The organism is Clostridium sp. LIBA-8841 (assembly GCF_034439435.1).
Classification (GTDB): domain Bacteria; phylum Bacillota; class Clostridia; order Clostridiales; family Clostridiaceae; genus Sarcina.
In genome coordinates this window covers 380,402-400,937 of record NZ_JAPCKJ010000001.1, presented here as the reverse complement: position 1 = coordinate 400,937, position 20,536 = coordinate 380,402, and the positions used below count along the sequence as shown (strand labels likewise).

Below are 20,536 nucleotides of genomic sequence, written 5' to 3'. Positions count from 1 at the left end.
TTGTCTGAATTTTTAATTAATAGCATAAAACTATGCATTATTTATAGTTATGCGAAGCATAAGGGAGCATTTATGGAGTTAAACTTGCTTTTTAGCTAATACACCTAAGAATTTATAGAAATAGTACGAATATGAGTAAAATAGGTCATTTGATTAATTATTACAAATGGGTTACAATGAAAAAGGTATTTTACTTAAAAAGTGTAAAATCCCTTCTGACATACAGAAAAGCGTATAACTTTCGCATGGAAGCGTAAAACTTTTATTTGCCAGAAGGAGGAGATAATATGGTAAACATTAAAAAGTTATTTTCAAGGGAAAATAGAAATAAGACTTTAGCTATAGGACTGACGGGGTTAGTGCTAGCTGGAGGGCTAATAGTATTTTCAATGAGAAAAACTCTTAACGTAGTAGTTAATGGAGAGAAAACGGAGATTGTTACCTACAAAGGTACAGTACAAGGGGCTTTACACGATAATGGAATAACAGTAGCACCTCAAGACAAAGTAACACCTTCATTAGAAAGTAAAATATCAAGAAATGAAACAATCATTATAAGTGAGGCTGTTAATGTAAAAGTAAAGACAGCAGATGGTGAAAAAGAGATTGTTAGTGCGGAAGATAATGTAGAGGATATGTTAAAATCAGAAGGAATACCTTTTGATGATAATGATAAGATACTACCAAGCAAAGATGAGAGTCTAAAAGATGGAATGAATGTTGAAGTGGTAAATGTTGATGTAAAGAAAGTTACAGAAGTTCAACCTATAGAATTTACAACAGAAGTTAAAAAGGATGAATCTAAGCCACAAACATATACAGAAACATTAAGCAGTGGACAAAATGGCGAGAAAAAAGTAACTCGCGAACTTGTTTATGAGAATGGAAAAGAAGTAAGTAATAACGTTGTACAGGAATTAGTTGTTAAGGAACCTGTAAATAAAGAGGTTGTAAAAGGTACGCAAGAGGCTCAAACCCTAAGTAGAGGGGGAGAAAGTATAAACTTTAAGAAAAAACTAAGTGTTACCTCTACAGCTTATAATCATCCAGCAGGCTCAGCAGAAGCATATACAGCATCAGGAATGCATGTTCTTAGAGATCCAAATGGATACAGTACAATTGCTGTGGATCCTAATGTTATACCTTTAGGAACAAAGCTATATGTAGAAGGTTATGGTTATGCTATTGCGGCTGATACAGGTGGTGCTATAAAAGGAAATAAGATAGACCTTTTCTTTAATACAGAAGCAGAGGCATCTAACTGGGGCGTTAGAAACTTAGACGTTTATATATTAAATTAACTACGATAAAGAGACAGGCTTTTTAGCCTGTCTTTTTGTTTTAACTAGAAATCTTTTTACAAGCAGTGTTTTATAGAAATAACAGTCTTAGACCTAGCAAGAACAGAAGCTATTTTGCTAATAAAGGAAATAGTAGAGCGGAAGAGAGAATGCTACAATACTTATCTGATGATTTTAACTTAGATATTTTTAATCAATAAAAATAGAAAGAATTAAAACTGAAATAGGATTTATGATAAAATGTAATTATATAGAATTATGTAAACCTATTTTGGTTATTACATGATAATTTTAATGTATAAAATGTATAATGTGAAATTTTAATATGAGGAGTGAATTAAAATGATGACTTGTAATGTTAGTTTGCAAATAATCCCATCGGTAAAAGAAGAAAGACTTTATGAAGTTGTTGATAAGGTTATTGAGTATATAGAATCAACTGGTGTCAAATATGAGGTTGGACCTATGGAAACAACTATGGAAGGAAATATTGATGAATTATTAGAAATAGTAAAGAAATCTCAAGAGATATGTCTTAAAGAAGGGGCAGGAAGAGTTATATCTATAGTAAAAATAGATTATAAAAAAGATGGAGTTACTATGGAAGAAAAAGTTGGAAAATACAGATAAAATAACATAAATTAAAGAAAATTTTAGAATATTGGAACTGAAATTACTATTTGAAAATATTTATATAATGAGAAGAAAATATTTTTCAGGAGGTAATTTCTTATGAAAATAGCAGTAAGAGGTGGACATAATTTTCAAGCAAAGGGTGCAAGTGGTATAATTGATGAAACAACTGAGAACAGAAAGGTTTATAAGGCTGTAATTAAGTATTTGAATCAACTAGGTCATAATGTTATTGATGTAACTCCAGGAGATTGTGATGTTAATACAGATTTATATTTAGGAGTACAAAAGGCAGAAGATAATAATGTAAATTTATTTATATCAATACACTTTGATAAGGCTTATGATATTTATGAAGGTGCCTTGGGAACAGGTACTTGGATTTATGGCACTGGAGGAAAAGCAGAAGAATATGCAAAAAAAATAGTTAATAAAGTTTCTAGTGAAACTGGATTTAAGAATAGAGGGGTTAAAGTTAATTCTAAGCTATATGAATTAAGAAAAACATCAATGCCAGCAGTTATAGTAGAAGTTTGTTTTTGTGAAGCAACTGAAGATGTTAGAATATATAAGGAAAAAGGACCAGATTTTATAGGAAAATTAATTGCAGAAGCTATAGATGGAAATAGTATAGGTAATGATAGTGGATCTGATTCAGAAAATAATGGTGGTGAGACTCCGCCTTCTATAAATGACTCTTCAAAAGATAAGTTTTTAAAAATAACTAATGCAAAAGCAATAGTTGCTTTAGATCCAAGGGATAACCCAAGTACTAATTATAGAGATTTAGGAGAAATATTTGCTGGAGAGAGAATTAGGATTTTGCCTGAAGTATGTGATAAAAAGGACTATTTACCAGTGACTTACTGGAAAGATTCTAGTGGAGTAGAGTCTTCAAAAGTATGGGTTAGTGCTAATCAAAAATATTTGAAAATAGATACTAATGCAACATCTATAAATATAGTTACAGAATTAGATGCTAGATATAATCCAGCGCAAACATCAAGTAAAATGGGATATGTTAAAAATAATGAACGCCTTTATGTTCATAAAACAGAAAATGGATATGCTTTGGCTACCTACTTTGCTGGTTATGGATATAAGACTGCATGGTTTACTGCAAAGTATATTAAAATGGATTAATGTTAATAAGACCTGGTTTTTCTAGGTCTTGTTTAGTTTTATTAAATATTTAAAAAATGACTTAGAATTTTCACCAATGTATAGAAAAATATGATAAAATTACGAGTGTACAATAAGGTAAAAGGAGATTATTAGACATGTTTACTATTGCATTATGTGAAGATAATTCCTTGCAAAGAGAAGAACTAAAAAATAATTTAAGTAAAGTTTTAGATGAAATAGGTATTGATTATAAAATAATAGCTTTTGAAAGTGGAGAAGATTTATTGAAATCATATCCAGAAAAGTTGGACATACTTTTTTTAGATATTCAAATGGGAAAATTAACTGGAATGGAAACAGCTAGAAAAGTTAGGGAATATGACGATAAGGTTGAGATTATATTTATAACAGCTTTATGGGATTATGTTCAAAAAGGATATGAAGTAAGGGCTTTCAGGTATTTGATAAAACCAGTTAAGCTTATAGAATTAAAAGAGCAAGTAACTGCTTGTGTAGAGAGTATTATTAAAAAAAGAGATACATATATAACAATAAAAGATAAGGGAAGTATGCTTAAGCTTAGGATTGAAGAGATATTGTTTCTTGAAACCTTTGATAGAAAGGTGATTATACATACTAACTCCCAGGAATATATAGTAAAGACTAGTATGAACAAATTAGAAAAAGAACTAAAAAATATTGGTTTTTTTAGATGTCATACAAGCTATATTGTTAATTTATCAAAAATAGAGGAGCTTCAAAAAGACTCTCTTATAATAAATGAATTTAATCTACCTGTAAGTAAGCATAGAATGAAGAACTTAAAGCTGAGATTAACTAGTATTTTAGGAGACTTAATATGCTGATGAACAATATAACTTGGGATTTGATGGAGACTGTTTCTATACTTATAGAGTGGTTAAGTTTTTATATTCTTATAAGTCAATTTAGTGAAAAAAAGAGAAGTACTAAATATGGGATTTTCTCATTTATAATAATAATAATTTTTTCTATTGGTTTGAAATTTATAAATGTATATCCTAATGAGCGAATAATAATATGCTTTTTTTTAGGTCTAGTATTTTATAAGAGAAATTTTAAGGTTAACAATATAAAATGTATTATGGTGTCTTTAATATTTTGGTTGTTTATGCTTACAGTAGAGGCTTTGTCTATATCCTTTGTGGTTAAGATAAATGATTTAAGTAGTGTTTCTGAACTTTTAAACAGAAATTTTTATAGACTTGAAACAATGATATTATCTAAGGTTATTTTGATATCTTTAATTATTATTGTTAAGTATTTAAAGCTTCATGTGGATATTGGTAAAGGCGATTTTTTATATATGCTTACACCTATAGCAACAAATATAATAATGATATTAGTTATTTTTGGATATGCCTTTAGTGGTGGAAATGAGAATTTAGGAGATGATATTTCTATATTTTTTATTGCCATACTGATTTTGTTATCTAATATGTCTTTAATGTTTATTGTTAGCAAAATAATTAAAAATAATAAGTTAAAGTTAGAAAATGAATTTATAAAAAATAAATTGGAAATGGAATATGAATATTATTCTAATTTGAGAGATAATCAAGAAAAGGTAAAGAGGCTTTATCATGATATGAAAAATCATATTTCTTGTATTGAAGGAAATAATAAGGACTCAGAAATTAGAAAAAAATATATAGATAGCATTAAATTAGAAATTGATAAGCTTAATATTGGATTTAATACAGGAAATGAGGTTTTAGATGTAATATTAAATAATAAAAGAGATTCTTGTATTAAAAATAAAATTGATTTAAAAGTATTTATAGATTTTTCAAAGGTTAACTTTATTGAATATTTTGATATATGTACTATTTTTTCTAATTGTATCGATAATGCTATAGAAGCTTGTAAAAAGATAAGAGATTATGAAAGAAGATATATATATATTAAAGGAACATATATAAATAATTTTTATGTTGTTAAGATTGAAAATTCAAAGACTAATAAAGTTCAAGTATTAAATGGGAAATTTTTAACAGATAAAAAAGATAAATTTTTGCATGGAATAGGGCTTAAAAATATAAGATTAGCTTTAGAAAAATATGATGGAGAAATAAGCATTGAACATTTAGAGGATAAATTTGTTTTGAAAATGCTTATTCCTATAAATAGGGAAAAAGAAGCTTAGATATAAAAATCTATGCTTCTTTTTTATAATTATATATTTGCTGACTATACCTTAATTATATTATATTTTTATTAAATTTAGAAGAGGATATTATACATAAAATAGTTATTAAAATTAAGAAAAAACACAATAAAGATTAAAAATATGTTAATATTATAAAGAATATATAAAATTGTTTTGGAGGAGAAATGTTTAAAAAGGTATTAGCAATAATAAGTACAATTACAGTTTTGAGCTTTGCAGGATGTGGAGCGCAAAATAGTAATAAAAGTGCAAAGACTTCTCAAGTTCAAGGGAATGGTATGAGTGTTACATATTTAAATGTTGGACAAGGAGATAGTGAATTAATTCAGGTTAATGGAAAAAATATGCTTATAGATGCAGGAACAAATGCGGGAGCAGAAGACTTAGTTAAGGATTTAAAAAACAGAGGAATAAAGACTATTGATATAGCAATAGCGACTCATCCACATGAGGACCACATAGGAGGAATGGATGAGGTATTAGAAAACTTTGATGTTAAAGATTTTTATGCTCCTAAGGTAGCTCACACAACAAAAACCTATGAAAATATGTTAAAGGCAGTTAAGAATGAAGGTTTAAAAATAAAACCAATAAAAGAAGGAACTAACATAGATTTAGGGAAGAATACAAAGGTAGAAGTTTATTCTCCTGTAAAAACAGATTATGAGGAATTAAACAACTATTCACCAGTAATGAAGATATCTTATGGTAAGAATTCATTTATGTTTACAGGTGATGCAGAAGCCCTTGTAGAACAAGAAGTATTAAATGAGCATAAAGATTTAAAAGCAGATGTTCTTAAACTAGGACACCATGGATCTCACTCATCAACTAGTGAACCATTTTTAAAGGCTGTTAATCCTAGTATATCTATAGTTTCTTGTGGAAAAGATAATAAATACGGTCATCCACATAAAGAAACTATGAGCAATCTTAAAAAGGCAGGAGTTACAGTTTATGAAACATTTAGAGATGGAGATATAACAATTACATCTAATGGAGAAAAGCTTGATGTAAAATTACACAGTGAGAGTGCTAAATAGTTATTAAATGATATGTTGATTTTTTTATACATATAGTATATAATGACTTAGAAAATAGGATATAGACAGTTCGGAAGCCTCCTGTCTTTAAATAAAACTACGGTGTTTTAAGTATAATTATGTAAATTTTTTTATGTAATATCTATTTGCATGCTTTAAACCGTAGAAACTTTTTCTACGGTTTTTTATTTATAATTATTTTCAAGAATATTAGAGTTTATTTCTCATATTTAGAGGAAATAAATTTTTTCTTTGTGAATTATTATTTTTCTTAAAACATCTTAGTTAGGAGTCTTTCAAAAATGATGTTTTAAGGAGGAAGTATGACAGATAAAAATATAAAAAGAATAGTTACATCAGCACTTATTGCTGCATTATATGCAACATTAACAATAGCCTTAGCTCCAATAAGTTATTCAGGAGTTCAATTTAGGGTATCAGAGATAATGGTACTTTTAGCTTTTTATAATTCAGATTATATAATTGGATTAACTTTAGGATGTTTCATAGCAAATATTTTAGGTCCTAATGGTACAGTTGATGTGGTTTTAGGAACATTTGCAACATTTATAAGTGTTTGGGCTATATATCTAACTGGAAAGTATATAAAAGGAAAGAAGGCTCTTTGGATTGCTTCAATTTGGCCAACTATATTTAATGGTCTTATAATTGGGTGGATGCTTAATTATGTTTATGGATTACCATTAGTTTTATCAATGGGCCAGGTTGCTTTAGGAGAATTTGTTGTAATAACAATTATAGGAGTTCCTTTATTCAACTTTATAAGAAAGAAGTATTTTGGAAAATTAAATATAATAACAAGATAGTTTTTAGCTATATAAAAACAAATTAGCTATATTAAATAAACTTAAAATAAAACTTATAAATCTACGTAATAGTTTTAAATTTTAAAGCTTATGTAGATCTTTCTATAAGTCTTATTATTTTAATGTAGACCTAATTTAAGAAGTTTTTATATAGCTTTTAATTTTTTATAGTTGGTTCCCTTTTAATTAACTATTATTTTATAAAGACAAAAAGAAATAAAATTGTTATAATAACAAAAGAGTTTTATATTGTGAGGTGATTTAAATGAGTGGTGTAGCAGGAGAAGGATGCGAGATTTTAGTGCCATTTAATGAGAGAAGACCTTTAGCTGAAATAGAGAGAAGTTTAGTTAAAACATATAGAAAACAAGTTTGGTCAAAGTTTATAAAAGCTATAAAGGACTACAAATTAGTTGAAGAAGGAGATAAAATAGCAATTGCCATCTCTGGAGGAAAAGATTCTTTAATAATGGCAAAACTATTTCAAGAGCTTAAGAAGCATGGGCAAATAAATTTTGAACTTGTTTTTTTAGCAATGGATCCAGGATATCATCCTCAAATTAGAGAGCTGCTTGAGGATAATTGCAAATACTTAGATATACCAGTACATATATATGAATCAGGAATATTCCAAGTTGTAGATAATATAGCTAAAGACTATCCATGTTACATGTGTGCAAGAATGAGAAGAGGGTCATTATACGGAAAGGCAAAGGAGCTTGGATGTAATAAATTAGCTTTAGGACATCATTTTAATGATGTTATAGAAACAACAATGCTTAATGTTTTATATGCAGGTAACTTTAAAACAATGCTTCCAAAACTTAAAGCTGCAAACTTTGAGGGAATAGAGCTTATAAGACCATTATATTATATAGAAGAAAAATATATAAAAAGATGGATACAAAGAGCTGGAATATGGCCATTAAACTGTGCATGTATGGTTGCTGCTAAGAAGATTGGTAATAAGCGTTTTGAAATTAAGGATATGATAGAAGAGTTTAAGGAAAAGTTTGATGGAGTAGATAAATCAATATTTAGAGCAGCTCAAAATGTAAGTGTTGATTCTATCTTAGGATGGGATATTGATGGAGAACATTATTCTTATTTAGACTTTTATGATGAATATTCATTATTAAATTCAACAGCTGAATTAAAACAAAAGGGCTTAGTAAATGAAGCTGTGGCTTATGAAAGACAAAATATAGCTAGAAATCTTATTGGACTTTTAGATGATGAAGTTATTGCAGAGAAAACAGGACTTTCATTAAAAGAAATTAAAAGTATGAAACTTAGCAATTAATGTGTATTAAGAAGTGTATGAAGACTAAGAATATTCTTAGATTCATGCACTTTTTTAGTATAAAAGCAAATTATGATAGATAGAAAATTACCAATAAATGTGTTACTATATACTATATTACATTGTGTTAGCTTTTTTACAGATGTTTAAATAATTTAATAGAAAGGGTTGGTGCAATTTATGGACATGCAAGTTGTTATGCACTATATACACATTTATGGGTTAATAGTATTATTTATAATAGTTGTTGGAGAATATTCTATACCAGGAATACCACCAGGAATAGTAATGCCAGCAGCTGGAATTATGGCAGGACGAGCTCATAAAGGTTTGTTTCTTGTAATATTTATTTCCTTAATAGCAGGTTTAGTAGGTAGCATAGCTTTATATACTGTTGGTTATTATGTGGGATCGCCTCTTTTGGAGAAAATAGAAAAGAGATTTCCAAAGACCAAAAAGCCAATAGAAAGAACACAGGATATATTGGAAAAACATGATTTTATAGGCATATTTATTTGTAGATTAATACCTATTGTGAGAACTCTTGTTTCAGCTATTGCAGGATCTATAAAAATGGATTGTTTTAAGTTTGTGCTTTTCTCAATTCCAGGAATATTCTGTTGGAATTTAAGTGGTATTGTTGTAGGCTATTTCTTTGGAGGTACATTACTAAGTTAATCTTTCATGGTCAAATATTAAATTTAGAACTTTAAGCAAACTTATTAGAAATTTATAAATAGTACATAGGGATTAAGTAAATTAATTTTGATATTAAAAATGTACTTAATTCTCAAATAAGATTACAATTTATCCTAAGTTTATATTAAATCATTTTATTTGAAAGTGTGTTATTAATTTATTTAGGATAAAATATAGTTAATTATATTTAACTAAAGGTTTGGGGAGGATTTATGAGCATACAAACTGTTCTAGATTATTTTGCAATGTATGGATTAACTTTATTATTTATAATAGTATTTTTAGAATATTTAAATTTACCAGGATTGCCAGCAGGTGTAATAATGTCGGCGGCTGGAATTATAGCAGTTAGGAATAATGAAAGTTTAATTTTAATAGTTTTTATTTCAGTAGTGGCTGGGGTACTTGGTAGTATAGTATTATATTCTATAGGATATTATGGGGGAGCAGTTTTGCTTGATAAAATGGCTAAAAAATATCCAAAAACACAGTCTACTATAAATAAGACTGGATTAATTTTAAGAGAAAGAGGAAGTTTTGGAATTTTTCTATGTAGATTAATCCCAGTACTTAGAACCATAGTATCCATAATAGCTGGTTCTGTAAGAATGAGTTTTGGAAAGTTTTTAATATATTCTACTCCAGGTATATTTCTTTGGAATTTAGGGTTTATTTTTGCAGGATATTTCTTTGGAGATATACTATTTAAATAAAAGGATTTAACGGTCAGATAGAAGATAACGATTAAAAAGCACAGAGTGTCCTTAAAAGTAGGCATTCTGTGCTTTTGCTTTACATAAGAAAAAAATTAGCTAAAGTAGACTCAGGATTTTCTTTTAAAATTTGCTTTGCAAGATTAGAGCATATTTCATAAGTCAATAGAGGCTTTTCTAAAGTTCCAAATAATAATAGCCATTCCATATATCTAATTGAATTTTCTAATTCAAATGCTTTTTTTCCATGATAAAAAGCTAATTCCTCGTAGTATAAAGGAGTCATTACTATGAATAAATAATAAGAGATAAGGTAGTTACAATAAGCTAATTCTTTCTTTTTAGAAGTATCAATAGAAAGAAGTTTATTGTAAAGATAAAAATAGAAGTTATTTTGAGTGTAAAAATCTTCTGTCTTTAATAATATTAAGTGTTCTTCAGTTATATCAAAAATACTAGATTTATTTAAATCTAAATTTAGTAATTCATTTAGTGTTTCCATAATACTAAGCTCCTTAGTTTATATTTATAACTATAACATACTACATAAAGAATCTTATGTAAATAATTGAATTTTTCTGTTGTTAAAAATTTCTTATTGTAATATATTGGTATAAAGAGTGTGGGAAATGGGAGGGGTATATGATTTTAATTTATTTTTTGGTTGCTTTATTATCAACTATTGCTGGATCTATGGCTGGATTAGGTGGAGGTGTAATAATAAAACCTGTTTTAGACTTTTTAGGGGATTATAATATAGCGACTATTAGTGTATTATCTTCCTTTACAGTTTTTGCTATGGCCATAGTTTCAATAATAAGACAAATACTTTATAAAAGTAAAATAGATATAAAAAATACTGGAGCCTTAGCAATAGGATCAGTATTGGGAGGACTATTAGGGCAACAGGTATTAACATTAATATTAGATGTGGTTGAAAGTAGAATTGTTTCTTTAGTACAAAGTGGAATTTTAGCTTTGCTTCTTATATTTGTTTATATTTATATGAACTATAAGGAAAGATTTAAGAGTTATAAAATTGATAGTTTTGTTTTAAGTATTTTAATCGGAATATTTTTGGGCCTAATAGCAGCTTTTTTAGGTATTGGAGGAGGGCCTATAAATGTTGCTTTTTTAACAATATTTTTTTCAATGGAAGCTAAGAATGCAGCTAGAAATTCAATTATAATAATTTTATTTTCTCAAGGATCTAAACTTTTAACTATTGCCTGTGGAACAGGATTTTCAGTATATGATTTATCTATGCTAGGTTATATGGTTTTAGGTGGTATTTTAGGTGGGTTTATAGGGGCTAAATTTAATAAAATATTTAGTAATGAGGTTATTTTGAAAGTTTTTAATACAGTAGTAATTATGATTATAGGATTAAACATATATAATTTTATAATTGCAATTTAAGAAAAACTTTAGAGTCTGACACTGAGATGAACTATATATGTGAATAAAATGTGATATAATAGGTGAAAAAGAATATATTCTCAACAAAGTGAAGGTGATAAAAGTATGGGAAAAACTAACATAAGTTATGGAGCTAAAGATATTCTATATAAGCTCATGGGACAACTTTATAAAGGAAGACCATTAGAGGCATTAGGAGTTAGTGATATGCCTAAAATAATGGACAGGCTACCTAGAAACTTTTTTGAAAATGAAGTTTTAGAAGGAGGGCCTAATGAAATATTTATTTTAGAAGATGGTTCTATCTTACTTTTTGGGTATGAAGATGAGAGAAATATAGATGAAAATATGTTTATATATTTAGAGGTAGCTGTTAAGGTTATAAAAAGATACTATAAACATAGAGGGACTTTCCCAAAGGTTAGAATGGCCATAATCTATAACTCAAGTGTTAAAGAAGCAAGAAATACATTAAGTTTTGGAGATATACTTATTTGTTCAGAAAGTATATTTATGTCAGAATTAAGTGGAGAAAAAGTTTTAAATGAATTAAAACCTAAAGTTATAGAAGGAAACTTAACACAGGCTGATAAAATAAAGTTTATAATGCTACCACTTATGAAAAATGAATATGAAGACACAAATATGCTAAGAGAATGTGTTCAACTAGCAAAATCTATAAAATCCGAGAGAGATGAAGCAATTATATTAAATGGAATAATTGAGTCTACAGATAAATTTATTAATGATGATCAAGCTAGAGAACTTAAGGAGTTGTTAGAAATGACTAAGATTGAGAGATTGTATAATGAAGAAAGAGATATAGCGGTTAAAAATGCAAGAAAAGAAGAGCAATTAAGAATAGCAAAAAACCTTGCTGGAATATTATCAGCAGAGTTAATATCAGAAAAGTTAGGTATAACTATTGAAGAAATATATGAACTTCAAAATGCTGAAGGATAAATAAATTTTTATGTTTGTGGAAAGATATATTTAATAGAAATAATAAAAATGACTTTGTTTAAAGAGAAAAAATGATTTGTATTAATTTTACAAATAAAATCTTTAAAATATACAAAGTCTTTTTTTATTTAACTTAATAAAGAGAAATTAAACAAGAGAATATAACAACAATATGAATTTTAGTAAACAAATTCTTAGAATTTATATTAAAATAATAGTAAATAATTCTAATATAAGATATTGGAGGTAATTACTATGAGTAAATTTGATAATGGTATGTTTAAAACTTGGCAACACATATTAAATGTTGAAGATAATAAGGAAAATCATAATAAAGAAGAGTTGCTCATAAGAGAAGATGAGAGAATGAGAATCGCAAAAAGATTAAAAGATTTAGGTCTTGAAGATGAAGTTGTTTTTAAGGCTACAGGAATAAAAATAGAGTAAAGAAGTTTTAAAATTTAAAACTTTGTTTTAGTTAAAGATTAATTTTTAGCTGGCTCTGAAAACCTATTTAAAAATCAATACTAGTTTAAAATAGAAGCAAATTTAAAAGCTTATTTATAGTTTAGATTACGATTTTTACTCATTAACAGGTACAAATAAAATATTCATAAATATGAAAAATATGCTATAATTAAAAGCATTATAGAGCTAAGGAGAGGAGCAATAAAAAATGGAACTTTCAGTTTATGTTAAGGGGAAAAGAGATCCTTTTGTTTATAGTGGAGATAGAATAGATGTTTTAGATTTTGAGATGAATGGAATAAAATATAAACAAATAAGATATTTTAGAAAGGGATTTTCTAAATCAGAACTTATAGAGACTGAACTAATAAATAGAATTCAAGAGAAAAAATAGAGTTATTTTGTTATGAATAAAATACGCCTTTACTCATAAAATAAAATTAGTTTTTAATATGAGGAGGTGAAAGTCATGTCAAAACAGAATCAACAATCTTCTTGGAATTCAAAAAGATTTAAAACACCTAAAAAAAATAACGAAGAACCAGTGCCAGAAATTCAAGGTAAAGAAAAGCATAAATAAATATTGAAAAAATAATGAATAAGTGGCAAAATAAAACATAGAAAATTTTATTACATGGAGGCATAGGGGTGAAAAAGTTAAATAGAATTTTATCATTAGTTCTAATGGCCGTATTTTCAGTGTTTTTATTCATAGGATGTAATACTTCTAAAAAAGAAGAAGCTAAAGATCCAGATGAAAAAACATCTATAGAAATAGTTGTGCCAGATGGGCTGCCAGCGATAAGCATAGTTAAAATGATAAAAGAAAAACCAGAAATAAGTAAGAACTTAAACATAAATTATTCTATTGTAAAAGGATCAGATGCTTTAGTATCTAAAGTTTTAAAAGGTGAGGGAGATATATGTATAGTTCCTTCAAATGTAGCAGCTATTGCATATAACAAAGAAGTTGGATATAAGCTTGCAGGAACCGTAGGGTTTGGCTCATTATATGTAATAAGCAGTGATGATTTTGTTAAAACTTTAAGTGATCTTAAAGGAAAAGATGTTTATAATGTAGGACAAGGATTGACTCCTGATTTAATATTTAAAATAATTCTTCAAAATAATGGAATAAATCCTGAAAAAGATTTAACCTTAAGTTATGTAAATGCAGCTTCAGAATTAGCTCCTTTATTTATAGAAGGAAAAGCTAAATATGCAGTTGTTCCAGAGCCTATGTTAACTCAAATAATGACTAAAAAACCAGATACTAAAATAGTTGCATCTTTAAATGATCAGTGGAAAGAGATGAGTGATTCTGAAATGGGATACCCTCAATCCAGTGTTATAGTTAAAGAAGATTTAGTAAATAATCATTTTGATGATGTTCAAAAGATACTAAAAGAAATAGATAATAGTACTAAATGGGCAAACGAAAATAGAGAAGAAGCTGGTTCTTTTGCAGAAGAAGTAGGAATAACAGGCAAAAAAGAAATAATAGCTAAATCATTAGAAAGAGCCAATTTAAATTATGTAAGTGCTGTTGATAGTGAAAGTGCTTATATTGGATATTATGACAAGATTTACAGCTTAGAGCCTAAAGCTATAGGAGGTAAAAAGGTAAATGAAGAAATTTTCTTACAAAAATAAGAAATTAATACTTTTATCTTCAATTATACTTTTTATTATATGGCAATTAGCTAGTATGATTATAGGGAGCGAGGTAATATTACCTTCTCCCTATTTAACGTTTAAGGGATTAATTGAAGTAATAAAATCAAATGACTTTTTTAAAATAATTATAAGTACTTTAGGGAGAACATTTATAAGTTTTATATTAGCTTTAATTATAGCAATCTGTTTAGGCGTAGCCAGTGCATTTAATAAATATATATATAATTTTATGATACCTATACTTAATATAATGAGATCTTTACCAACTATAGGTTTTATAATATTAGCTTTAATTTGGTTAAGTCAAGGAAGTGCACCTATATTAGTTGGTTTTGTAATAAGTTTTCCAATATTTTATGATGCCATAATTGGTTCTATGTTAAATATAGATAAAAATATATTGGAAATGGCAAATGTTTATGGAGTAAGTAAAATTAATCTAGTAAATAATATTTATTTACCAAGTATAAGTTTTGCTATATGTAGAATTATGGTATCTACATTTTCTTTAACTATGAAATTAGTTATTGGAGGTGAAGTTATTGGACAACCTAAGTATGGCATAGGAACTGCCCTTTTTGTTGAAAAGAACTATTTGAATACCAACATGGTTTTTGCGTGGATAATCCTAGTAATCATTATAGGAATAATTTTTTCTTTAATACAAAAAACTATTAATGTTAGGGTTTTTAGATGGATGAGGTAAAATGGATATTAAATTAATAAATATAGAGAAAAGTTTTAATAACAAAAAGTTATATAATAAATTTTCATTAACCTTTGAATATGGAAAGGTTAATTGTATTTTAGGAAAGTCTGGTTGTGGTAAAAGTACTCTATTAAATATTATAAGTGGTCTTGAAGAGTTTCAATCAGGAAAAATCATAGGTGTTCCATCAAAAATTGCTTATGTGTTTCAAGAGGATAGGCTTATTGAATGGAAGAGTATATATAAAAACATGGAACTACCTCTTTTAAAACTTTATAAAAAAGATGAGAGAAAAGAAAAAATAGAAAGAATGTTAAAAGTAATGGAACTAGATGATTATATAGATAGTTTTCCAAAGGAATTAAGTGGAGGAATGAGGCAAAGAGTAAATATAGCCAGAGCTTTTCTTTATGAAGAGGGACTTCTTTTAATGGATGAACCTTTTAAATCTCTAGATGAAAATAGTAAAGAAAATGTTATAAAAATTTTTAAAGAAGTTCATTTAGAGAAAAATAATACGGTAATCATGGTTACTCATGATATAAGAGAAGCTTTAGATATTGCAGACAACATATTTATTTTAGGTGATAATCCAGTAAATTTAATGGCACATTTTAAGCAGATAAGAAAATTAGAAAAAGATACTATAGAGGAAAAAATCTTATATATTTTAAAAAACAAATAATTGAGGAGGGGGTACATTGAGTAAAAAATTAGATTTACTACATGATAAAGAAATTACACTGTTAAGAAAGTATATGATACCTTCAGTGGCTGGAATGCTGGGGCTTTCAGTATGTATATTATTCGACACTATGTTTATAGGTCATAAACTTGGGGAGTTGGGTTTAGCAGCATTAAATATAGCCTTACCTACATATAATTTATATAATGCCATAGGATTGGCTATTGGAATTGGAGGAGCAACAACTTTATCCATAGCTATGGGGCAAAAGAAATTTCATAAGGTTAATAGGATATTTACCTCAGCTGTATTTGCAGCTATTATATTTTGTATAATAATAAATTTACTAGAATTTTTCTTTTTAGATAATATAGTCTATATGTTAGGAGCATCAGAAGCTACTTTTTCTCTAACTAGGGATTATTTAAAAGTTATCTTAACTTTTAACTCAGCTTTCATTTTGGCATCATCTTTCATTGTCTTTGTAAGAAATGATGGAGAACCAAAACTAGCTATGTATGCTGTAATAGCATCTAATATAACAAATATAGTTTTAGACTATATTTTTATTTATATTTTCAATTGGGGAATGTTTGGGGCAGCTTTAGCTACTTCAATAGGTCAATTAGTTGCTTTAGCTGTTTTATCGATACATTTTATAAAAAAGAAAAATACTATGCATTTAGAAATTGGAGGAATTAACATAGAGCACATAGGAAGAGTGCTTAAAAATGGAGTACCTAGTTTCTTAAATGAAATATCAGCTGGATTTGTTATATTTATTTTTAATATTGTAATATTTAAATTTGAAGGGGATTTAGGTGTATCAGCTTATGGAATCATCACAAACCTTGTTCTAATCTTTACTGCTATATTTAATGGAGTTTCTCAAGGAGTTCAACCTTTAATAAGTGTGAACTTTGGTGCTCAAAAAGGGGAACGTGTTAAAGAGTTTTTAAGGTTAACAAGAAGAATAGTATTAATTCTAGGAGTGATATTCTTTGGAATGGGATTACTATTACCAAACCAAATGATAAGTATATTTACAAGTGATACAGGTAAATTACTAAGCATAACTAGACAAGGAATTTACTTATACTTCATAACATTCTTATTTAATGGTAGCAATATAGTAAATGTAGCTTATTTACAAGCAGTTGAAAAAGCAAAGGAATCCTCTTTGCTATCAAGTTTAAGGGGATTGATATTTATTATAATCTTTATCATTATATTACCTAGAATACTAGGAGTTTACGGTGTCTGGTTAACAATACCAAGTGCAGAGTTAGCAACACTTATAATATTTTTACTATTTGAGCTTAAGAATAAAAGAAATAATGCTTAAAATAATAAAAACCGTTGAGTATCAACGGTTTTTATTGTAAATGCAAAGAAATAAATATAGTATAGTAAGAGTTATAGTGATTTTGTAAACAGGAGGTTAAGTTCTTATAAGTGAGGTATTGGCTTATAATTAACCTAATAATATAGTATGCTGATTTATTAAAATGTGACAATAAATTAAATAAAAAATTGTAGAACTTAAATAAGTTGTATATAATAATATTAAAGCATTTTTTTAAAGGAGAGATTTTTATAATGGACATTGGAAACTATAAAGAGATGAATCCATATATGTTACTTAGTATTATAAATTTAAAATTAAGAGATTATTACAGTGATTTAGATAGTATGTGCGATGATTTAGCAGTTGACAAGGAAGTTATTGGACAAAGGCTAAAGGAATGTGGATACATATATAATAGTGAAAGTAATCAGTTTGTTGCTGAATAATATAATTTATGTTTTTTTAAATAGGGAGGATTAATTAAATGAACTTAAGAAAAGAACCATATTTATTGGTGTTTGGAGCTTCTGTAGTAGATGTATTTGGATTTAGTAAGGCAAGTTACAGAGCATATAACTCAACACCAGGCCATGTAAAGATATCTTTTGGTGGAGTTTGCAGAAATATTGCTGAAAATATGGCAAGAGTAGGAGTAAACACTAACTTTATGTCAATATTAGGTAATGATGAACATGGAAAGAGTATATTAGAGCACTCAAAAAAAATAGGATATTACATGGATGATTCTATGGTAATTGAGGGTGGAAGTACCCCAACTTATTTAGCTATTTTAGACGAAAATGGTGAAATGGTTTCTGCTATTGCAGATATGAAAAGTATAGGAGCTATGAATACTGAGTTTATAGATTCTAAAAGAGAAATTTTTGAGAATGCAGAATATACAGTTTTAGATTCTGATAATCCAGAGATAATGGAATATTTATTAAAGAACTTCAAGGACAAGACTAATTTTATATTAGATCCAGTATCAGCTGAAAAAGCAAGCTGGGTAAAACACCTTATAAAGGATTTCCACACAATAAAACCAAATAGACATGAAGCTGAAATTTTAGCAGGCTTCCCTATAACAGATACAGAGGATTTAATAAAGGCAAGTAATTATTTCTTAGGTTTAGGAATTAAAAAAGTATTTATAAGCTTAGATGCTGATGGTATATTCTATAATGACGGTGTATGTTGTGGTAAGATAAAAGCAACAGAAGTTGAAGTTAAGAACGTTACAGGAGCAGGAGATTCTTTTGTAGCGGGATTAGGATATGGATATATGAATGAATTACCTATAGAAGATACTGTTAAATTCGCTATAACAATGTCTAATATAACAATATCTCATGAAGAAACTATTCATCCAGACATGGCTTTAGATACTGTTTTAACTAAGTTAGAAAAGACAGAATGGAAAGAAGAAAAATACGATTTAAATAAGTAGAGTGAATAATAAATTTAAAACTTGACAATAGTCTTAATTATAAGCATACATAAATATATAAATGTGGTGAGGTGAGATTATGGGTAAAAAAATAAAAAAAGGAAAACTTGCTCTACTAGCTCTAGCAGGGAGTGCTTTTGTAGCATCATTATTATATGATAAAAATCAAAAAAATAAAAAAGAAATGGAAAATTTAGAGCTAGAATTAGAAAATAAAGATTCAGAAGTTTAGTTCATAATATAAAAAGACACTAGTGTTTATGCTAGTGTCTTTTTTATGTATTTCTTAAACTAAAGAATTAGCTTTTTCTAAAGCTTCATCGAAAGTATTTGCAAAATGATCTTTACCTAAATAATCAATGAATCCCATAAGTCTCATAACTTTTTTTGGTTGATCTTGTACTTCAGATAATATTAAGGTAATATTACGAGATTTACAACTTAAGGCTATATTTTTTATTTGTTTATAACCAGTTACATCTAAAGTCTTTGTGTGTCTCATTCTTAAAACAAGAACTTTAGCATCGTCATTTATTTCTTTCATTGTATTCATAAAGGTATCAACAGCACCAAAGAATAAATGACCTCTTATGTCATATACTAGAACATTTTCTCCAACTTTAAGATTTTCCATATCCGTATCTATAGTGGATTTATCAGAGCAGTCACCTTCATTTAATTCATTTATTTCTATAGAAGTAGCAACTCTTCTCATAAATAAACACATAGAAACTAACATTCCAATTCCTATAGCAATTACTAAATCAAATAATACTGTTAAGAAGAATGTTGTTAATAATATGGCTATATCACTTTTAGGTGCCTTAAGTATAGCTTTAAAAGTTCTCCATTCACTCATATTATATGAAACTATCATTAATATTGCTGCTAAAGTAGTTAATGGAATAAACTTAGCAAGAGGCATAAATAATAACATTATAAGTAATAATGTTATTGAATGAACTATACCGGCAATAGGAGTTCTACCTCCATTTTTTACATTAGCTGCAGTTCTAGCAATTGCTCCAGTGGCAGGTATTCCACCAAATAAAGAAGAACCTATATTAGCAACTCCTTGAGCTATAAGTTCAGCATTAGAATTATGCTTGTCTCCAATCATACCATCTGAAACCACAGCAGATAATAGGGATTCAATACCACCTAAAAGTGCTATGGTAAAAGCAGGACCTATCAATGCTTTTAATGTTTCAGGATTTAAATTTGGGATATGAGGCATTGGAATACTTGAACTTATTTTTCCAAATTGGCTTCCTATTGTTGCAACAGGTAAATTGAAAATAAATACAACAAGAGTAGTCACGATTAAGGCTACTAGGGAACCAGGAATCTTTTTATTAATTTTTGGCCAAAAAATAAGAATAGCTAAAGCTAATAATCCAATAGCTAAAGTATAAAAGTTAGTAGTATTCATATGGGATATATAGGCTTCCCATTTAGGTATGAACTCAGATGGTGTTTTAGTCATTGTAAGGCCTAAAAAATCTTTAATCTGAGTCGAAAAAAGTGTCACAGCTATACCAGATGTGAATCCTACTGTTATTGGATAAGGTATATACTTTATTAAGCTACCAAATCTCAATAAACCAAATAAAATAAGAATAATACCAGCCATAAATGTAGCAATTATTAATCCGTCAATTCCATGGCTTTGAATTATGCCGAAGACTATAACAACGAAGGCACCAGTAGGTCCACCTATTTGAACTCTACTTCCTCCTAATAAGGAAATTATGAATCCAGCTATAATTGCAGTTATAAGACCTTTCTCAGGAGATACACCTGAAGAGATACCTAATGCAATTGATAGAGGTAAGGCAATAATAGCAACTATTATACCTGCAATTAAATCTTTAAAAAATTGTTCTTTTGAGAATCCATTCTCTTTATCATCTAATAAAGAGAGTAATTTTGGTTTATACATTGAAATATATCAACTCCTTATA

At 27.8% G+C, this 20,536-nt stretch carries 22 protein-coding genes and 1 pseudogene; 21 read left to right on the top strand and 2 right to left on the bottom strand.

Going from position 1 to position 20,536, the window contains the following annotated elements:
- Window positions 1-287: 287 nt before the first annotated feature.
- The 10 genes and pseudogenes from OIF33_RS01630 (at window position 288) to OIF33_RS01585 (ending at window position 9,853) form a co-directional block, all read left to right on the top strand.
- A complete protein-coding gene (locus tag OIF33_RS01630) occupies window positions 288-1,301 on the top strand; it encodes a 3D domain-containing protein (protein WP_322502482.1) in 1,014 nt (337 codons plus the stop codon).
- Between the two features lie 342 nt (window positions 1,302-1,643).
- Window positions 1,644-1,931 (top strand): MTH1187 family thiamine-binding protein, encoded by a 288-nt coding sequence (locus tag OIF33_RS01625; protein WP_322502481.1) that lies wholly within the window; start codon window positions 1,644-1,646, stop codon window positions 1,929-1,931.
- Between the two features lie 102 nt (window positions 1,932-2,033).
- Window positions 2,034-3,077: an N-acetylmuramoyl-L-alanine amidase gene (locus OIF33_RS01620; RefSeq protein ID WP_322502480.1), complete on the top strand. Its 1,044-nt coding sequence runs from the start codon at window positions 2,034-2,036 to the stop codon at window positions 3,075-3,077.
- A 137-nt stretch (window positions 3,078-3,214) separates the two neighbouring features.
- Window positions 3,215-3,925 (top strand): LytTR family DNA-binding domain-containing protein, encoded by a 711-nt coding sequence (locus OIF33_RS01615; RefSeq protein WP_322502479.1) that lies wholly within the window; start codon window positions 3,215-3,217, stop codon window positions 3,923-3,925.
- A complete protein-coding gene (locus OIF33_RS01610; RefSeq protein WP_322502478.1) occupies window positions 3,919-5,244 on the top strand; it encodes an ATP-binding protein in 1,326 nt (441 codons plus the stop codon). Before OIF33_RS01615 ends, OIF33_RS01610 begins: the two co-directional genes overlap by 7 nt.
- Before the next feature lie 188 nt (window positions 5,245-5,432).
- Window positions 5,433-6,311, top strand: a complete 879-nt coding sequence (locus OIF33_RS01605) for a ComEC/Rec2 family competence protein (RefSeq protein ID WP_322502477.1) — start codon at window positions 5,433-5,435, stop codon at window positions 6,309-6,311.
- A gap of 323 nt (window positions 6,312-6,634) precedes the next feature.
- Window positions 6,635-7,138 carry a QueT transporter family protein gene (locus OIF33_RS01600; protein WP_322502476.1) on the top strand — a complete coding sequence of 168 codons (504 nt, stop codon included), beginning with the start codon at window positions 6,635-6,637 and terminating at the stop codon, window positions 7,136-7,138.
- 265 nt (window positions 7,139-7,403) lie between these two features.
- Window positions 7,404-8,264 (top strand): annotated as a pseudogene (locus OIF33_RS01595) (tRNA 2-thiocytidine biosynthesis TtcA family protein); the annotation flags it as partial.
- 357 nt (window positions 8,265-8,621) lie between these two features.
- Window positions 8,622-9,119: a DedA family protein gene (locus OIF33_RS01590; RefSeq protein ID WP_416173344.1), complete on the top strand. Its 498-nt coding sequence runs from the start codon at window positions 8,622-8,624 to the stop codon at window positions 9,117-9,119.
- 233 nt (window positions 9,120-9,352) lie between these two features.
- The gene (locus OIF33_RS01585) at window positions 9,353-9,853 is read left to right on the top strand and encodes a DedA family protein (RefSeq protein WP_322502475.1); all 501 of its coding nucleotides are present in this window, start codon (window positions 9,353-9,355) and stop codon (window positions 9,851-9,853) included.
- A gap of 79 nt (window positions 9,854-9,932) precedes the next feature.
- Here OIF33_RS01585 and OIF33_RS01580 read toward each other — a convergent pair whose 3' ends face one another.
- Complete coding sequence (locus OIF33_RS01580; protein ID WP_322502474.1) at window positions 9,933-10,355, bottom strand: hypothetical protein; 423 nt, start codon at window positions 10,353-10,355, stop codon at window positions 9,933-9,935.
- Between the two features lie 140 nt (window positions 10,356-10,495).
- On the opposite strand from OIF33_RS01580, the gene OIF33_RS01575 reads away from it, so the two are divergent.
- From OIF33_RS01575 to OIF33_RS01525, 11 genes are all read left to right on the top strand, one after another.
- On the top strand, window positions 10,496-11,272 hold the full coding sequence (locus OIF33_RS01575; RefSeq protein WP_322502473.1) for a sulfite exporter TauE/SafE family protein: 777 nt from the start codon (window positions 10,496-10,498) through the stop codon (window positions 11,270-11,272).
- Window positions 11,273-11,377: 105 nt separating this feature from the next.
- Window positions 11,378-12,235, top strand: a complete 858-nt coding sequence (locus OIF33_RS01570; RefSeq protein ID WP_322502472.1) for a hypothetical protein — start codon at window positions 11,378-11,380, stop codon at window positions 12,233-12,235.
- A 255-nt stretch (window positions 12,236-12,490) separates the two neighbouring features.
- Entirely contained in the window at window positions 12,491-12,682 is a 192-nt protein-coding gene (locus OIF33_RS01565; RefSeq protein WP_322502471.1) for a hypothetical protein, read from the top strand.
- A gap of 229 nt (window positions 12,683-12,911) precedes the next feature.
- On the top strand, window positions 12,912-13,097 hold the full coding sequence (locus tag OIF33_RS01560) for a hypothetical protein (protein WP_322502470.1): 186 nt from the start codon (window positions 12,912-12,914) through the stop codon (window positions 13,095-13,097).
- 254 nt (window positions 13,098-13,351) lie between these two features.
- Entirely contained in the window at window positions 13,352-14,356 is a 1,005-nt protein-coding gene (locus tag OIF33_RS01555) for an ABC transporter substrate-binding protein (RefSeq protein ID WP_322502469.1), read from the top strand.
- On the top strand, window positions 14,331-15,086 hold the full coding sequence (locus OIF33_RS01550; protein WP_322502468.1) for an ABC transporter permease: 756 nt from the start codon (window positions 14,331-14,333) through the stop codon (window positions 15,084-15,086). Before OIF33_RS01555 ends, OIF33_RS01550 begins: the two co-directional genes overlap by 26 nt.
- 1 nt (window position 15,087) lies before the next feature.
- Window positions 15,088-15,774: an ABC transporter ATP-binding protein gene (locus OIF33_RS01545; protein ID WP_322502467.1), complete on the top strand. Its 687-nt coding sequence runs from the start codon at window positions 15,088-15,090 to the stop codon at window positions 15,772-15,774.
- Between the two features lie 16 nt (window positions 15,775-15,790).
- Window positions 15,791-17,119, top strand: coding sequence for an MATE family efflux transporter (locus OIF33_RS01540; RefSeq protein WP_322502466.1), 1,329 nt, complete (start codon window positions 15,791-15,793; stop codon window positions 17,117-17,119).
- A 254-nt stretch (window positions 17,120-17,373) separates the two neighbouring features.
- Window positions 17,374-17,568, top strand: a complete 195-nt coding sequence (locus OIF33_RS01535; RefSeq protein ID WP_322502465.1) for a DUF4250 domain-containing protein — start codon at window positions 17,374-17,376, stop codon at window positions 17,566-17,568.
- Window positions 17,569-17,606: 38 nt separating this feature from the next.
- On the top strand, window positions 17,607-18,572 hold the full coding sequence (locus tag OIF33_RS01530) for a carbohydrate kinase family protein (RefSeq protein ID WP_322502464.1): 966 nt from the start codon (window positions 17,607-17,609) through the stop codon (window positions 18,570-18,572).
- 79 nt (window positions 18,573-18,651) lie between these two features.
- Window positions 18,652-18,804, top strand: a complete 153-nt coding sequence (locus OIF33_RS01525) for a hypothetical protein (protein WP_322502463.1) — start codon at window positions 18,652-18,654, stop codon at window positions 18,802-18,804.
- 54 nt (window positions 18,805-18,858) lie between these two features.
- On the opposite strand, the gene OIF33_RS01520 is transcribed toward OIF33_RS01525, so the two are convergent.
- On the bottom strand, window positions 18,859-20,514 hold the full coding sequence (locus OIF33_RS01520; RefSeq protein WP_322502462.1) for a SulP family inorganic anion transporter: 1,656 nt from the start codon (window positions 20,512-20,514) through the stop codon (window positions 18,859-18,861).
- Window positions 20,515-20,536 lie beyond the last annotated feature (22 nt).

What these genes read in the sequence shown, in the direction of transcription:
- OIF33_RS01630 (WP_322502482.1), top strand. Translation starts at nt 288, where the DNA reads ATGGTAAACATTAAAAAGTTATTTTCAAGGGAAAATAGAAATAAGACT.
- OIF33_RS01625 (WP_322502481.1), top strand. Translation starts at nt 1,644, where the DNA reads ATGATGACTTGTAATGTTAGTTTGCAAATAATCCCATCGGTAAAAGAA.
- OIF33_RS01620 (WP_322502480.1), top strand. Translation starts at nt 2,034, where the DNA reads ATGAAAATAGCAGTAAGAGGTGGACATAATTTTCAAGCAAAGGGTGCA.
- OIF33_RS01615 (WP_322502479.1), top strand. Translation starts at nt 3,215, where the DNA reads ATGTTTACTATTGCATTATGTGAAGATAATTCCTTGCAAAGAGAAGAA.
- OIF33_RS01610 (WP_322502478.1), top strand. Translation starts at nt 3,919, where the DNA reads ATGCTGATGAACAATATAACTTGGGATTTGATGGAGACTGTTTCTATA.
- OIF33_RS01605 (WP_322502477.1), top strand. Translation starts at nt 5,433, where the DNA reads ATGTTTAAAAAGGTATTAGCAATAATAAGTACAATTACAGTTTTGAGC.
- OIF33_RS01600 (WP_322502476.1), top strand. Translation starts at nt 6,635, where the DNA reads ATGACAGATAAAAATATAAAAAGAATAGTTACATCAGCACTTATTGCT.
- OIF33_RS01590 (WP_416173344.1), top strand. Translation starts at nt 8,622, where the DNA reads ATGGACATGCAAGTTGTTATGCACTATATACACATTTATGGGTTAATA.
- OIF33_RS01585 (WP_322502475.1), top strand. Translation starts at nt 9,353, where the DNA reads ATGAGCATACAAACTGTTCTAGATTATTTTGCAATGTATGGATTAACT.
- OIF33_RS01580 (WP_322502474.1), bottom strand. Translation starts at nt 10,355, where the DNA reads ATGGAAACACTAAATGAATTACTAAATTTAGATTTAAATAAATCTAGT.
- OIF33_RS01575 (WP_322502473.1), top strand. Translation starts at nt 10,496, where the DNA reads ATGATTTTAATTTATTTTTTGGTTGCTTTATTATCAACTATTGCTGGA.
- OIF33_RS01570 (WP_322502472.1), top strand. Translation starts at nt 11,378, where the DNA reads ATGGGAAAAACTAACATAAGTTATGGAGCTAAAGATATTCTATATAAG.
- OIF33_RS01565 (WP_322502471.1), top strand. Translation starts at nt 12,491, where the DNA reads ATGAGTAAATTTGATAATGGTATGTTTAAAACTTGGCAACACATATTA.
- OIF33_RS01560 (WP_322502470.1), top strand. Translation starts at nt 12,912, where the DNA reads ATGGAACTTTCAGTTTATGTTAAGGGGAAAAGAGATCCTTTTGTTTAT.
- OIF33_RS01550 (WP_322502468.1), top strand. Translation starts at nt 14,331, where the DNA reads ATGAAGAAATTTTCTTACAAAAATAAGAAATTAATACTTTTATCTTCA.
- OIF33_RS01545 (WP_322502467.1), top strand. Translation starts at nt 15,088, where the DNA reads ATGGATATTAAATTAATAAATATAGAGAAAAGTTTTAATAACAAAAAG.
- OIF33_RS01535 (WP_322502465.1), top strand. Translation starts at nt 17,374, where the DNA reads ATGGACATTGGAAACTATAAAGAGATGAATCCATATATGTTACTTAGT.
- OIF33_RS01530 (WP_322502464.1), top strand. Translation starts at nt 17,607, where the DNA reads ATGAACTTAAGAAAAGAACCATATTTATTGGTGTTTGGAGCTTCTGTA.
- OIF33_RS01525 (WP_322502463.1), top strand. Translation starts at nt 18,652, where the DNA reads ATGGGTAAAAAAATAAAAAAAGGAAAACTTGCTCTACTAGCTCTAGCA.
- OIF33_RS01520 (WP_322502462.1), bottom strand. Translation starts at nt 20,514, where the DNA reads ATGTATAAACCAAAATTACTCTCTTTATTAGATGATAAAGAGAATGGA.